This window comes from Lentzea indica, from assembly GCF_012184385.1.
Classification (GTDB): domain Bacteria; phylum Actinomycetota; class Actinomycetes; order Mycobacteriales; family Pseudonocardiaceae; genus Lentzea; species Lentzea indica.
The window spans coordinates 61,389-75,151 of the sequence record NZ_VSRL01000003.1 but is presented as its reverse complement, the minus strand read 5'-3'; the positions used below and the strand labels follow the sequence as shown (position 1 = coordinate 75,151).

17 protein-coding genes are annotated in these 13,763 nt (G+C 68.3%); 7 read left to right on the top strand and 10 right to left on the bottom strand.

Going from position 1 to position 13,763, the window contains the following annotated elements:
• Nucleotides 1–16 precede the first annotated feature (16 nt).
• Entirely contained in the window at nucleotides 17–1,036 is a 1,020-nt protein-coding gene (locus FXN61_RS01640; RefSeq protein ID WP_246290567.1) for an NAD(P)-binding domain-containing protein, read from the top strand.
• Here FXN61_RS01640 and FXN61_RS01635 read toward each other — a convergent pair.
• Nucleotides 1,033–1,701, bottom strand: a complete 669-nt coding sequence (locus FXN61_RS01635) for a dienelactone hydrolase family protein (protein WP_167969516.1) — start codon at nucleotides 1,699–1,701, stop codon at nucleotides 1,033–1,035. The two genes, FXN61_RS01640 and FXN61_RS01635, sit on opposite strands and share 4 nt — an antisense overlap.
• A gap of 27 nt (nucleotides 1,702–1,728) precedes the next feature.
• Here FXN61_RS01635 and FXN61_RS01630 point away from each other — a divergent pair, with 27 nt between their 5' ends.
• Entirely contained in the window at nucleotides 1,729–2,502 is a 774-nt protein-coding gene (locus FXN61_RS01630; RefSeq protein ID WP_223165277.1) for an HAD hydrolase family protein, read from the top strand.
• Nucleotides 2,503–2,526: 24 nt separating this feature from the next.
• Here the strand turns inward: FXN61_RS01630 and FXN61_RS01625 are convergent, their stop codons facing one another.
• The 5 genes from FXN61_RS01625 to FXN61_RS01605 form a co-directional block, all read right to left on the bottom strand.
• On the bottom strand, nucleotides 2,527–2,871 hold the full coding sequence (locus FXN61_RS01625; RefSeq protein ID WP_167969515.1) for an NYN domain-containing protein: 345 nt from the start codon (nucleotides 2,869–2,871) through the stop codon (nucleotides 2,527–2,529).
• Between the two features lie 14 nt (nucleotides 2,872–2,885).
• Entirely contained in the window at nucleotides 2,886–4,253 is a 1,368-nt protein-coding gene (locus tag FXN61_RS01620) for a S28 family serine protease (protein WP_167969514.1), read from the bottom strand.
• A gap of 52 nt (nucleotides 4,254–4,305) precedes the next feature.
• On the bottom strand, nucleotides 4,306–5,157 hold the full coding sequence (locus FXN61_RS01615; RefSeq protein WP_167969513.1) for an NAD(P)-dependent oxidoreductase: 852 nt from the start codon (nucleotides 5,155–5,157) through the stop codon (nucleotides 4,306–4,308).
• Nucleotides 5,158–5,386: 229 nt separating this feature from the next.
• On the bottom strand, nucleotides 5,387–5,533 hold the full coding sequence (locus tag FXN61_RS01610; protein ID WP_167969512.1) for a hypothetical protein: 147 nt from the start codon (nucleotides 5,531–5,533) through the stop codon (nucleotides 5,387–5,389).
• Nucleotides 5,534–5,681: 148 nt separating this feature from the next.
• A complete protein-coding gene (locus FXN61_RS01605) occupies nucleotides 5,682–6,875 on the bottom strand; it encodes an ATP-binding protein (protein ID WP_167969509.1) in 1,194 nt (397 codons plus the stop codon).
• A 143-nt stretch (nucleotides 6,876–7,018) separates the two neighbouring features.
• On the opposite strand from FXN61_RS01605, the gene FXN61_RS01600 reads away from it, so the two are divergent.
• The 3 genes from FXN61_RS01600 (at nucleotide 7,019) to FXN61_RS01595 (ending at nucleotide 8,493) form a co-directional block, all read left to right on the top strand.
• Nucleotides 7,019–7,630: an SIMPL domain-containing protein gene (locus FXN61_RS01600; protein ID WP_167969507.1), complete on the top strand. Its 612-nt coding sequence runs from the start codon at nucleotides 7,019–7,021 to the stop codon at nucleotides 7,628–7,630.
• Nucleotides 7,631–7,765: 135 nt separating this feature from the next.
• Nucleotides 7,766–7,897, top strand: coding sequence for a hypothetical protein (locus tag FXN61_RS54085; RefSeq protein WP_281360272.1), 132 nt, complete (start codon nucleotides 7,766–7,768; stop codon nucleotides 7,895–7,897).
• Nucleotides 7,894–8,493 (top strand): hypothetical protein, encoded by a 600-nt coding sequence (locus FXN61_RS01595; RefSeq protein WP_167969505.1) that lies wholly within the window; start codon nucleotides 7,894–7,896, stop codon nucleotides 8,491–8,493. The genes FXN61_RS54085 and FXN61_RS01595 overlap by 4 nt, the downstream gene beginning before the upstream one ends.
• A gap of 13 nt (nucleotides 8,494–8,506) precedes the next feature.
• On the opposite strand, the gene FXN61_RS01590 is transcribed toward FXN61_RS01595, so the two are convergent.
• The 3 genes from FXN61_RS01590 to FXN61_RS01580 form a co-directional block, all read right to left on the bottom strand.
• Complete coding sequence (locus FXN61_RS01590) at nucleotides 8,507–8,770, bottom strand: hypothetical protein (protein ID WP_167969503.1); 264 nt, start codon at nucleotides 8,768–8,770, stop codon at nucleotides 8,507–8,509.
• Between the two features lie 66 nt (nucleotides 8,771–8,836).
• Nucleotides 8,837–9,808 (bottom strand): serine hydrolase domain-containing protein, encoded by a 972-nt coding sequence (locus FXN61_RS01585; RefSeq protein WP_167969501.1) that lies wholly within the window; start codon nucleotides 9,806–9,808, stop codon nucleotides 8,837–8,839.
• Nucleotides 9,809–9,866: 58 nt separating this feature from the next.
• A complete protein-coding gene (locus FXN61_RS01580) occupies nucleotides 9,867–11,072 on the bottom strand; it encodes an acetyl-CoA C-acetyltransferase (RefSeq protein WP_167969499.1) in 1,206 nt (401 codons plus the stop codon).
• A gap of 53 nt (nucleotides 11,073–11,125) precedes the next feature.
• On the opposite strand from FXN61_RS01580, the gene FXN61_RS01575 reads away from it, so the two are divergent.
• Nucleotides 11,126–12,361 carry a 3-oxoacyl-ACP reductase gene (locus tag FXN61_RS01575; RefSeq protein ID WP_167969497.1) on the top strand — a complete coding sequence of 412 codons (1,236 nt, stop codon included), beginning with the start codon at nucleotides 11,126–11,128 and terminating at the stop codon, nucleotides 12,359–12,361.
• Nucleotides 12,361–13,134: a MaoC family dehydratase gene (locus FXN61_RS01570; protein WP_167969572.1), complete on the top strand. Its 774-nt coding sequence runs from the start codon at nucleotides 12,361–12,363 to the stop codon at nucleotides 13,132–13,134. The genes FXN61_RS01575 and FXN61_RS01570 overlap by 1 nt, the downstream gene beginning before the upstream one ends.
• On the opposite strand, the gene FXN61_RS01565 is transcribed toward FXN61_RS01570, so the two are convergent.
• Nucleotides 13,111–13,761: a TetR/AcrR family transcriptional regulator gene (locus FXN61_RS01565; RefSeq protein ID WP_167969495.1), complete on the bottom strand. Its 651-nt coding sequence runs from the start codon at nucleotides 13,759–13,761 to the stop codon at nucleotides 13,111–13,113. The genes FXN61_RS01570 and FXN61_RS01565 overlap by 24 nt on opposite strands.
• Nucleotides 13,762–13,763: the final 2 nt, after the last annotated feature.

The window sequence follows — 13,763 nt, the reverse complement described above, 5'->3', positions numbered from 1 at the left end:
GGCCGGGAGGTGCGTGATGGTGGAGTACCTGGTGATCGGTGCGGGTCCGGCGGGCTTGCAGATGGGGCGCTTCCTGCACCGCGCAGGTCGCGACTACGTGATCCTCGAAGCGGGTCCGGAGCCGGCCGGATTCTTCCGGACCTTTCCCAGGCACCGCGTCCTCTCCACCGACGACAACTCGTTGTTCGAAGGCGTGCCGTTCTCCCGCTACAACAAGCGGTCCTTCCCCAACGCGGACGATCTCGTGCGGTATCTGGAGGAATTCGCGCGGCCGTTGAACATCCGCTACAACACGCCCGTCAGCGACCTGAGCAACTGCAAGGCGCGGCACGTCATCATCGCGACCGGCAAGAAGCCTTACCTGCCAGGCATTCCGGGGATCGAACACGCTGAGACGTATGCGAGTGCCAGCACCGATCCCACCGAGTACGCCGGGAAGCGAGTGCTGATCATCGGGCGTGGGCACAGCGCGTTCGAGACGGCGGACAACATCGCGACCACGGCCAGGCTCACGCACACGGTGGGGCGGACGGTGCAGCGGATCACCAAGGAGGGCAACGAGTTCGTCGCGACGATCGACGGCACCGGGCAGCTGCGATACGACAAGGTCATCGTGTGTGCGGGCTTCCGCAGGGACACCACTCTCGACGTGCCGCAGGCGCACGTGATCACCGGTGACTCGATCAAAGCGATCAGGCACGCCGCCAGGGCGCTGCACCGGACGCTCGAAGCCGAGCATCACGGGGTGCCGTGGCCGCACCGCAGGCTGCGCAACCGGCCGGACGCGCTGGCGGCCACCGTCGCGACGCGCGCCAGTGAGATTCCGGACGGTCTGGCTGATGTCGTTGTGCCCCAAGGGCAGCACGCGCTGCTCTACGACGAGATGCCCACGACCGAACGTCACGGCTTCGTCGTGACGCGCACGCAGGTCAGGCACTACCGGAGGAACGAGCTGATCGCGGTCGAGCGACGGTTGCACCGCAAGCCGCTGGAGAGGTTCTTCTCCCAGCAGCTCGCGGTGCCGTGCATCGCCTAAGCGGGAAGCGTGCGCGCGAGGAACGCCGCGGTGAGGTCCCAGGCCCGGTCGGCAGCGTCCTTGTCGTACCAGGGACCCAGGTGGTTGAGGAACGCGTGACCCGCGGCCTCCAGGTGGATCTCCGCACCAGGATGGTCGGCAACCGCGTCGACCACCTTCTGATACCCGGTGATGAACGAGTCCTCGGTGCCGAAGTGGAACAGGATCGGGCACGACACCTGGTCCAGCGTGTCGATCTGGTCCGGCACGCCCGAGCCGTAGAACGAGACGGCGGTGTCGGGGTCGGAGGCGGTGGCGGCCGCATAGGCCAGGGTGCCGCCGAGGCAGAAGCCGAGCACGCCGACGCCACCCGTGACCTCGGGCAGACCACGCAGGTACTGCACCGACGCCACGACGTCCTGCACGGCGAGCGGGAAGTCGAGGTTCCCGACGACCTCCATCGACTTCTGGATGCCGGCCTCGTCGTGCTCGCCGACCCAGCCGGGCTGGAAGCGGTGGAAGAGCTCGGGGACGGCCACGACGTAGCCGAGTGCCGCGAGCTTCTCCGCCACGCTCCGCAGGTACCCGTCCAGGCCGAAGATCTCCTGGATCAGCACGATGCCGGGGCCGGAACCGGACGTGGGAAGCCAAACCGGCAACGGCATGTCGTCAACTCGATGGGTCATGACACGATCCTGCCCGATAATCGGCCGATGATCAGACTGATCGCGACCGACCTCGACGGCACGTTGCTGCAACCGGGCGGGGTGCTGAGCGACCGCACCCGCGCCGCGCTCCACGCCGTCGATGCGGACGTCGTGGTCGTCACGGCGCGGCCGCCGCGGTTCGTGCAGGACCTCGAGCTGACCGGTACGGCGATCTGCTCCAACGGCGCGATGATCTACGACCTCACGAACCGGGAGGTCACCCATGCCCAGACGGTGCCGCTCGATGTCGTCAGGAAGGTGTCGGCCGCGCTGGCCGACGTGATCCCGAACGTCGGCATCGCGGTCGAGACCGGGGTGGAAGTGCTGTCAGAGCCTGGGTTCCAGGGCTTCGGGCCGAAGAATCCACACAGGACACTGGAGTTGCTCGACCACGTTTTCGAGCAGGCGCACCAGGTCGTGCAGATGCTCGCCTGGGCACCGGACTCCGAGAGCGACCATCTGATGGAGATCGCCAGAGAGGCCGTCGGGCAGCACGTCACGGTCACCCACTCCGGCGGGCTCGGCCTCCTGGAGATCAGCCCGCCGGGCGTCTCGAAGGCGGCAACGCTCGAATCCCTGTGCAACACAAGGGGAATCGGCAAGGACGAGGTCATCGCCTTCGGCGACATGCCGAACGACCTGTCGGTGCTCGGGTGGGCCGGCACGGCGTACGCGATGGGCAACGCGCACCCGCTCGTGAAACAAGCCTGCAGCAACCACGCGCCGCCCAACACCGAGGACGGCGTCGCGCAGATCCTCGAAAGCCTCTTCAAGCTCTGACGGCACAGCTCTGACAACACGGCTCTAACGGCGTGGCACCGAGGTGGGACCGGCCACCTCGGCACCCAGCGCCATCACGCGCTGACGCAACGCGCGATCAGCGGTCACCACAGTCACGACGCGTCCGGCGCCTTCGTCCCGCACGACCTCGACGATCTTGTCGTCGCCGTCGCCCGTGGCAGCGACGACCCGGACGTCCTCGACGCTGGACACGTTGCGCGCCTTGCCTTCCACGACGAGGACCACCTCCTCGTCCCTGCCGCGCAACGCGTCGCGGAGGCGTTCGGCCGCGCCCGCCCTGTCACGCCACCACCCGTCGGGTACCGAACCCACGACGTTGGCTGCATCGACCACGAGCAACGGCTTCACGCCCTCAGCGTGCCTCAGCCCCGGCGCGCCCGCAGCGCGTCCAGCGAGTCCGGACCCTCGTCAACTGCGGAAAGCCCAGCGGACGCGGAGACGCCGGCCCACCGCAGCACCGCCGCCGTCGCGGCGGCACGTTCCTTCTCCGGCAGCTTCGCGATGTTGGCGCCGTGGTTGCCACCCGGTACCGCGAACGACAACGAGTCGCGCGTGCCCGGCCCGAGGCGGAACGGTTCCGCGCTCCACGGGTCGTTCTGCCCGTTCACGAACAACAGCCTGCTGCCCTGGTGGCGCACCCAGCGGTCGACGTCCTTCATCGCGTGCCGGTCGAAGCGGGGGAACTTGATCTCCGCGGGCACCATCGTGCGCGGCACGCTGGAACCGGGGTAGCGCAACAGGTCGCGCACGGCGGACTCGTCGGCTTCCGGCCAGCCGAGCTGCGTGCCCGCCTGGTAGTAGTACGTCGCGTAAGGCGCGACGCCGGCGTCAGTGTAGAAGTCCCAGCCGACGGTCTTCTCGATGAACGTCCAGAGGTCGTCCACCGAAGCGGACGCGCCAGGCACCAACGCACACCGGTCCTGGGTCTCGTACTGCCAGAACGTGAACGGCGTGTCCAGCACCAGGACCTCGAGCGCCCGGTGCGCGCCGCCGAACTGCTTGTACGTGTACCCCTTGGCCTCCAGGCGCTGCACCAACGAGTCGCGGTGCTGCAGGATCTGCCGCTGCACACCTTCCAGCCGCCGGTTGCACGTCGGGTCGTTGCCGACGTTGCGGATGAACTCGCCGTAGACGTCGCGGTCGTTCACCACGTCGTTCGGCGCGACGTACGCGATGGTCGCGTCGACGTCACGGGGGAAGAACCGCCGGTGGTAGACCGACGTCATGCCGCCCTTGCTGGCACCGGTCGAGAGCCACTTGGCGCCGTAGATCTTCTTGAACGCGCCGACGATCCGGTGGTGGTCGTTGGCCGCCTGCCAGATGTTCAGGTCGTCCCAGTCCGCGGGCGCGGGCCGCGACGGCGTGAAGAACCGCTGTTCCACGCTGATCTGGTTGCCGTCGACGAGCCGGGCGGGCTCGGACGGGCTGATGGTTCCTGACAGGTGGTAGCCGGAGGTGTGCAGCACCATCGGCTTCGTTTCCGCCTTGTGCAGCAACGAGAAGCGCTGCTCGAACCGGAGGCCGCGCGGCTTGCGGTGGTCCGCGGGCTGCTGGATGCCGAGGACGAACGTCCGCGCGGTGCCGGACGTCCCCTCGCTGATGATCCGCACACCGGGGATGGCGGCTATGCGGTCCTTGATGTCTTCCGCCGCGGATACCACCGCAGCCGTGGCCATGACCTGCACCGATGCCAGGCCGAACGCCAGCAGGGAGCGTACGAGTCTGTTCACCAAGCCACGTTAGTGAGCTCGCACGCCCCGCCGGACCGGCCGATCGTCGGGCTTATGGGTAGCTGGCGTAGTAAGACGCGGCCATGTCCTCGTCGCCGTGGCCCTTGGTGACCGCGCGGTTCAGGCGGGCACTGGACGCCTGCGCCACGTCGAGCTGCACGTTGGCCCGCACCGCCGCCTCGTTGACGAGGAGCGCGTCCTTCAACGCGTTCTGCACGGTGAACGCGGGCTCGAAGGACCTCGCCATGATCGCGTTGCCCTTCATCTGCAGGTACGCGCAGTCCATCGCGCCACCGGAAACGGCCTCCAGGAACAGCTTCGGGTCGAGCCCCGACGACTCCGCCAGCGACACGGCCTCACCGACCGCCGCGGTCAGCGCGAGCACCCAGCTGTTCGCGACCAGCTTCAGCCTCGACGACGCACCCGCCTCGCCGATCCACATCGTGCGGGCGCCGATCACGTCGAAGACCGGCTGCACGCGGTCGCGCAGTTCCGCGGCACCGGACGCGAGCACGACGAGCTTGCCCTCCTGCGCCGGCTTGGTGCTGCCCAGCACAGGGGCGTCGACGAACTCCAGCCCGAGCGAACGGGCGAGCGCGATGTGGTCGTCGGTCGCGTCGACGCCGACCGTGGACGCCTGGATCCAGATCGCGTGGTGCGGCAACGCGTCGGCGGCGGCCTGCATGGTCGCGGTGACGGTGGGGCCGTCGTTGAGCATCGTCAGCACGATCTCCGCGCCCTCGACGGCCTCGGAGGGTGTGCCGGCGACGGTGCAGCCCTGAGCGGCGAGCGGTTCGGCTTTGGCGCGCGTGCGGTTCCAGACCCGGACCTCGTGTCCGGCCGCGGCGAGGTTGGCTGCGATGGGGGCACCCATGAGGCCGGTGCCGAGCACGGCGATCTTCATGTCCCCAGCAAACAAGAAACCTCGCAGTGCTGCCAGGTCGGGGGTCCGACAGCACTGCGAGGTCAACCGTGACATCGGCGGACCGACGTGCACCGTTACAACGGCATCATACTGTGTCGTGGATCACGTTTAACAGAATGAAACCCCTGGAGCGCGGGAGGTGCTCCAGGGGTTCCGGTTGGGGAGGCACTCGCGACGGGGCGCCGTCGAGCGAGTGCCGGGTCGAAAGTCAGCGCAGGGTGGTGACCTGAGCCTGGGCGATGGCCATCAGCTCGTGACGCATGGCCGGGGTGGTGGCCATGTCGATCGCGCGAGCCACGGCCTTCCGGTTGCGCGCCTCGGCACGACGGGCGCGGAGCTTCGCTGCGAAGTTCATCTCGGTCTGCACTTCCCTCTCGGAGGTCTGTTTGGTTGGTAACCCAAGTATGCACCTTCAGACCAACGAACGCACGCGATTGTCCGGTGAGTTGGGGCACAGGCCGATGAATCATCGGTTGACAACGTGAACAGCCGGACAACACCGGTCAGTCCTCGCGGCCGAGCAGGAACCTCCCGAAGTGCGGCACGGTGAAGGCGATCTGACCCCGTTCCGCGCTGTAGACCAGGCCTTTCTTGATGAGCGAGTCCCGCGCGGGCGACAGCGACGAGGGCTTGCGACCGAGGTGGTCGGCCACCTGGGCGGTGTTGACGCCCGCGTCCTTTCCGTCGGTCAACTCGGCCATCGACCGGAGATACTCGCGTTCAGCGGGCGTCGCACGCTCGTATCGGGAGCCGAAGAAGCCCACGGCGAGCTCCGCGTCGGCCTCAGGAGCGGCCACGGAGACGTCCAGCGCGGTGATCGGATCGGCCGGCGCGCCGTCCCAGGCGGCCTTGCCGTACGCCTGGATGAAGTACGGGTATCCGCCGGAGGCGTCGAACAACGCGTCGAGTGCCTCGTCGGTGATGCCCGCGTCCTCCCGTTCGACCGGCGCCAGCACGGCGCGGTCGGCGTCCTCGCGGCTGAGCCTGTCGATGCGGACGTAGCGGAAGAGTCGTTCCGAGTACGACTTGCTCGCGCTGAGCACGGCGGGCAGGTGCGGCAGCCCTGCGCCGACGACCACGAGAGGCGCACCCAGCTGCGACAGCTCGTGGCACGCCGCGCACAACGCGCTGATGTCATCCGGCTTGAGGTCCTGCATCTCGTCGATGAGCAGCGCGACCCCCGTGCCGACGTCCTGCGCCAGCTCGGCGACGTCGGTGAACAGCTCGACCAGGTCGATCTCGATGTCACCGGAGTCCGCGCGCCCGCTCGCCGCCGGGACGTCGATACCGGGCTGCCAGCGGTCACGCAGCTTGGCGCCGTCCGGGGCCGCTCGCAGCGCGAACGCCTTCAGCACGCCGAGAATCGCCTCGACCCTGTCCGGCGCGCGGTGCCGGACCGCGAGATCACGGATCGCCCGGTGCAGCGCCGCGGACAGCGGTCTGCGCAGGTCCGCTTCCGGCCTGGCCTCGACCTTGCCTGCGCCCCATCCGCGTTTGACCGCCATGGACCGCAGCTCACCGAGCAGCACCGTCTTGCCGACGCCCCGCAGTCCCGTCAGCACGAGGCTGCGTTCGGGACGGCCGCGGGCCACGCGTTCGAGCACCACCTCGAAGGCGGAGACCTCTTTGTCCCGGCCGGCGAGCTCAGGAGGCCGCTGGCCTGCACCGGGGGCGAACGGATTGCGCACCGGGTCCATGGCTCGCACCGTATCGGCGTTTCTAGTGCCCGCCGTAGAGACGCGCAGACGAACCTCGACTGGATCTGTATTCGGCTTTCTAGTGATTGAGCAATAGAGACTGATAGTTGCGGATGGACCGGCCCACCGGTTGGCTGGTGCTCGTGGCTGAAGTCGTGACGAAGGGGACCGGCGAGGTCGAGCGGATCGCCGACCGCGCCCAGGTGGACGTGACGTTCGAGGCTCTCGGTGCCGAGCGCACCGAGGCGGTGAGCACGCTCAACCAGCGCATTTCCGCCGTGGAACCGCTGCTCGAGGACTTCGAGGTGCGTTCGCGGCAGCTGTCCGTGCACGACAACTGGGACAACAACCAGCGCGTCGGCAGCCGCGCGACGCAGCAGTACGTGATCTGGGTGAAGGACCTGGACCGCCTCGACGGGCTGCTGGCCGAACTGGTGCAAGCCGAGCCGTCGTGGGTCAACGGACCGTCGTGGACGCTCGTCGACGACACCGAGGCCATCCGCGAAGCGCAGAAGGAAGCCGTGGCGGACGCGTTGCGCCGGGCCGAGGGCTACGCGGCGGCGCTGGGGCGGCGGCTCGGTCCGTTGCTGCGCATCGGTGACACGGAGGGCGGCGGCTACTCGCCCAGGATGATGAGCGGCGCCGCGTCGTTCGACATGGCCGGGCCGGCCGGGATGGTCGACCAGCTGAACCTCAAGGCGCAGCAGATCACCGTGTCCGCTTCCTGCACCGCAGCCTGGTCGCTGCTCGATTAGGGCCCCAGCCACCCGCTGTCACCGAGCGCGACAGGCCGATTACCCCAGATTACGGACACCGACCACAGCACGCCGCTATGGTCGGCTCGTACTGCACGAGCACAATCCAAAATTCGGGGGAATGCGCTGTCGAAGATGGCGACCTGCTTCCTCGGCGCGCTGGTCACCGCTGCGGTCGAAGGTGCGACCGTCGTCGGCATTCCGTTCGCGGTCAAGGACCTCGCCGGCCCCATCGGCACCCTCGTCACGCAGGCGGTGAAGGGATGAGGCCGGTCATCTGCATGATGGCGACGGCAATGGTGCTCGTCGGCGGCTGCAGTGCCAAGCGCGTCGAGACACCGACGTTCGGTCCGACCCCGACGGTGATCACGACCCCTTTTCCGAGTGTGCCCACCGGACCCGTGGCGCCAGCGAAGTACACGAAGGCGGCACTCAAGTCCTGCCTGGACATCAAGCAGGAGATGGGTGGAGACCTACCGCCCCCGGAGCCGGAAAAAGACCAGGATCTGGGCTCCCGTTCGTCGTCACGATCATGCATCTTCAGGGCGCCCGAGCACAGCGTCGTCCTCGGCATCCAGTCCTGGTCGAACACCGATGACGCCACCGGTATCAGGGCCGGGCCTGACTACGCCGCGAAAGACTTCGCCGAACACAGCAAGACTTGGGAAAAGGCCAGCGGTGTGAACCTCGGTTCGGACGCGCGTTGGCGGGCGAAGCACCCCACGGCCTGTGGCTTGGAGGTTCTCGACGAGAACGCCGTGCTCAGCGTGATCCGGAACAGCAGCACCGCGATCGACGAAGAGCAGTGCCGTGGGTCCGTGCGTGAACTCGCGCAGAAGTTCTACGCCGCCGTGCAGCCGTAGTCCTGAAGACCGGCTACGAACTGGCTTGCAGTGACACCATCGCGGCGTGCACGGCGGCTGCGTCGGGGTCGTCCGGTCTGGCCTTGCGCCAGGACTCCAGCCACACGTCACGACGTGCAGCGGCCGCGGCCAGTGTCAGCACGACGTACGCACGGCGTTCCCATTCCCGCGCCGAGGCCATCGCGTCCGCGGCGGGTCGCCATTCGTCGCGGAGGGCGGCCACGAGGGCGCGGGCCAGCACCGGGTCTCTCTCGGGATCAACCTGCAGTTCCAGCATCAGCCCCCCAGCACCGCGCCACTGCGGTGCAGAGATTCTGCATGAAAAATCAACCTTTTGCGCGGCCTATCGGGCGGCGGCACGCCAGAAGTCGCGCATGTTCTCCGTCGTGGTGGGACTGGTCATGGCCGTGCGAGTGAGCAGGATCGTGATCAGGTTCTCGGACGGCACCACGTGCGCGGCGGTGCCGGAACCACCGACCCAGCCGTAGCGGCCCTTGACGTTCCAGGGCTCGATCTCGGCGATGTCGACGCTGCCGCCGAAGCCCCAGCCCTGGCCTTCCAGGAAGATCTGCGCGGCCTCGCGTTCCGCCGCCGAGGTGGTGTCGACCGCCATGCGGGCAAACAGGTCGCCCGACAGCAGGAACCGGTTGAACGCCAGCAGATCGTCCACGGTGGACTTCAGGCCGCCGGCTCCCGACGGGAGGACACCGCTGATGAAGCTGGTGTTCGTCATGCCGAGCGGCTCGCACAAGCGCTCGGTGAAGAAGTCCGGCAGCGAGCCCGTGACGCGGTGGATCAGCACGCCGAGGACGTCGTATCCCGTGTTGTAGAGCCAGCCGTCGCCGGGCTCGTGCAGCAGCGGCACGTCGGCGAGCTGCTTCAGCCACTCGTCTGGCGTCGGCAGGTCCTCCCTGGCGTGCAGGTGCGCCTCTTCGAAGAGCTTCTGGGTGGCGGGCAACGAGAAGTCCGCCGTGAAGCCCCAGCCGCAACGGGACGCGAGCAGGTGCCGGACGGTGATCGGCTTCGTCGCGGGGACGACGTCGTCGATCTGGGCGGCCGGTGTGCGGACGACCACCGGGTTCGCGAGTTCGGGCAACCACTTCGCGATCGGGTCGTCCAGCGCGATCTTGCCGTCGTCGACCAGGAGCATCGCGACGGCCGCGACGATCGGCTTGGTGACCGAGGCGATCGGGAAGACCGACTCGCGCGTGTCTGCACCGATCGCCGCGAACTCGACGTCGTCGCCTCGGGCAATGAGCGCGACCGCGGTGGGCACGGTCTCGCGGTGAGCCTCCAGAACGGCCTGCAAAGTCATGATCGCCATCCTTCTCCGGAACGGATTCGGATGGGTGGACTTCAGCAGGCCGCGAAACTCATCGCTCCAGGATCGCGGTGATGCCCTGACCGCCTGCCGCGCAGATCGACACGAACCCGCGCCCGCTCCCCTTCTGGTGCAACAGCTTGGCCAGGGTCGCGACGATTCGGGCGCCGGTCGCGGCGAACGGGTGCCCTGCCGCGAGCGAAGAGCCGTTGACGTTCAGCTTGGCGCGATCGATCTCGCCCAGGTCGGGCTCCCAGGCCTTCAACGTCGCGAGCACCTGGGACGCGAACGCCTCGTGCACCTCGTAGAAGTCGAACTCCTGCAGCTTGAGACCTGCCTTGTCGAGCATGCGCGGCGCGGCGTGCACCGGGGCCATGAGCAGGCCCTCGTCGCCGTGCACGTAGTCGACGGCGGCGGTCTCGGCGAAGGTCAGGTACGCCAGGACGGGCAACGATCGTTTCTGCGCCCACTCCTCGGTGGCGAGCAGGACCGCGGAGGCGCCGTCGGAGAGCGGGGTCGAGTTGCCGGCGGTCATCGTGTCGCCGAAGATCGGCTTGAGCTTGGCGAGCTTCTCGGCGCTGCTGTCAGGGCGAAGGTTCTGGTCGCGGGTCAGACCGAGGTACGGGGTGACGAGGTCGTCGAAGAAGCCCTCGTCGTAGGCGCGGGCGAGGTTCTGGTGGCTGCGGGCGGTGAGCTCGTCCTGGTCCTCGCGGGTGATGCCGTACTTGGCGGAGGTGATGGCCGCGTGCTCACCCATGGACATGCCGGTGCGCGGTTCGCCGTTGCGGGGCAGGTGCGGCACGACGTGGCCGGGACGCAGCTTGGTCAGCAGGCTGACCTTGCGGGTGCGGTTGAACTCCAGCAGGAGCTTGCGGAAGTTCTCGTTCACGCCGATCGGAGCGTCGCTGGTCGTGTCGACGCCGCCGGCGATGCCCACCTCGATCTGGCCGAGCGCGATCTTGTTGGCGACGGCGATGACGGCCTGAAGGCCGGTGCCGCATGCCTGCTGGATGTCGTACGCGGGCGTCTCGGGGCTGAGCTTGCTGCCCAGCACCGACTCGCGGACGAGGTTGAAGTCACGCGAGTGCTTGAGCACGGCGCCGGCGACGACCTCGCCGAGTCGCTCGCCCTGCAGGCCGAAGCGGCTGACCAGACCGTCCAGCACCGCGGTGAACATGTCCTGGTTCGACGCGGTGGCGTACGGGCCGTTCGAGCGGGCGAACGGGATGCGGTTGCCGCCGATGATCGCTACTCGCATACCGCCATACTACCTACTAGCGGGTAGACTTACTAGCGAGTAGGTTATGTGACGTGGACAGGTACCAGAAGTTCGCATCGTCGGGGCTGGGACGCCAGCTCGTGCGCAGGCTCGGCCTGCCGAACCCGTATCCACTCCGCCGCGACGCCGCTTTGGCCACACCGGTGCTGGTCGGTGGCACATCCCGGCTGCCCTTTCTGAAGCAGCTCGAAACAGGTCCTGCCCCTTACGGCGCGCTGATCTTCGACGCCTCGGAGATCTCGGCCGTCGCGGACCTGCGGCAGCTGCACGACTTCTTCCACCCGGTGATCACGAAGCTCGGGCCGTGCGCGCGGGTGATCGTGATCGGGCGGTCGCCGGACTCCGTGGCGCAACGTGCGCTGGAGGGCTTTGTTCGCTCCGTTGGCAAGGAGCTGCGGCGGGGCGGCACGGCGAACCTGGTCTACGTGGCCGACGGCGCCGAAGACGGAGTCGAGTCCACGCTGCGATTCCTGCTGTCCGGACGGTCGGCATATGTGTCCGGGCAGGTCATCCACGTTTCCGGGGCGTCGCCGGTCGGCACGCTCGACGGCAAGGTCGCGCTGGTCACCGGCGCTTCCCGCGGTATCGGCGAAGCGATCGCGTCCACGCTCGCCCGCGATGGCGCGCACGTGGTCTGCCTGGACGTGCCCGCGGCAGGGGAGGATCTTTCGAAGGTCGCGAACTCCGTCGGCGGATCGGCGTTGCAGCTCGACATCACGGGCGATCCGGCGAAGCTGACCTCGTACCTGCTCGAACGGCACGGCGGAGTGGACGTCGTCGTGCACAACGCGGGCATCACGCGGGACAAGACGTTGGCACGCATGGACTCCTCGCAGTGGGACGCGGTGCTGGAGGTCAACCTGGCCTGCCAGGAGCGGATCAACGCGGCGCTGCTCGAAGGCGACGTGCTGCGCGCGGGCGGACGGATCGTCGGGGTGTCGTCGATCGCCGGCATCGCTGGCAACGTCGGCCAGGCCAACTACGCCACGTCGAAGGCCGGCGTGATCGGGATGGTTCAGACGCTGGCGCCGGTTCTGGCCGCCCGCGGGGCCACGATCAACGCCGTCGCGCCGGGGTTCATCGAGACGAAGATGACCGCGGCCGTGCCGTTGATGACACGGGAGGTCGGGCGGCGGATGAACAGCCTTTCGCAGGGCGGGCTGCCGGTCGACGTCGCGGAGACCGTGGCGTGGTTCGCGTCGCCGGGTTCCGGTGGCGTGAACGGGAACGTCGTGCGGGTGTGCGGCCAGATGCTCCTGGGGGCGTGATGTTGCTGCGCGCCGCCCTGACATCGTTCCGGCGCGGGGAAACCCTTGCCGCGGAGCCGGTTTCGGCCACTGTCGACGTCTCGTTGAAGCACCTGGCGGCCTACAACGCGGTGTGCGGGTTCGGGTTGCGCGACGCGTTGCCGTTGACCTACCCGCACGTGCTGGGCTTTCCGTTGCAGATGAAGCTGATGACCGGCTCCGGGTTTCCGTTCCCGTTGCCCGGCCTCGTGCACATCGCGAACCGGATCACGCAGTCGCGTCCGCTGAAGTTGTGCGAGCCGGTGGAGATCACGGTGTCCGCGCGCGATCTGCGTCTACATCCGCAGGGCACCCAGGTCGACGTGGTGACGTCGGTTTGCGGTGTGTGGGAAGGAGTTTCGACCTACCTGCGGCGGACAGGAGGCGGATCCGCGAGCGGCGAGGAGCTGGAGCGGCCGATCGGGTCGGCGGTGTGGCGGGTGCCCGCGGACATCGGGCGGCGGTACGGCGCGGCGGCGGGTGACCGGAACCCGATCCACCTGTACCCGTTGAGCGCCAAGCTCTTCGGCTTCAAGCGCGCGATCGCGCACGGCATGTGGACGAAGGCGCGCTGCCTCGCCGCACTGGAAGGCAGGCTGCCAGAGGCGGTGACCGTGGACGTCCGGTTCAAGAAGCCGCTGCTCATCCCCGGTCGCGTCGAGTTCTCGGCACACGAGAGCTCGAACGGCTGGGAGTTCGCCGTGTGGGGCAAGGGGCCCCACCTTCTGGGATCAGCCCGAGACCTGACGCCGTGACGGCGGGTGCCAGACGTTGCCCTCGACGAGGTCGCCGAAACCCATCCAGACGAGGTTCATGAGGCGGGCCGCGACGACGCCGGCGGGTTCCTCCGGGTGATCGAGCCACCACTCCGCGAGCGACTCGCCGGCCCCGACCAGCGCGGCGGCCAGCGACTCGGCCTCCAGCACGGTCGCCGGCGCCTTCGTGGACTGGGTGAGCAGCGCCGCGACCAGCGACACCGCCCGGCTGCGCATGTCCGTGAGCTCGACCGCGAACGGACCGCCCTGGGTCGACGCCTGCCGGTGCAGCACGAGCCAGCTCGCCCTGTTCTCGCCGACGAACCCGAAGAAGGCTCTGAGCCCGCTCCACAGCTGCACGTCGGGTTCCTGGTCGGGCTCGACGCCGGTCGCGATGGCCTCCATCATCCGCGTGGCCTCACGCCGGATGCAGATCGCGAACAGCTCCTCCTTCGAGCCGAGGTAGGCGTAGAGCATCGGCTTGGAGATGCCCGCGACCTCGGAGATCTCGTCCATCGAGGCCGCGTGAAAGCCGAGCCGCGAGAACACGTCGACGGCGGCGTCCATGATCTGCCGCTCACGCACCGCGCGTGGCAAGCGCTTGGCTCGACCTTCTGTGCGCATCATTA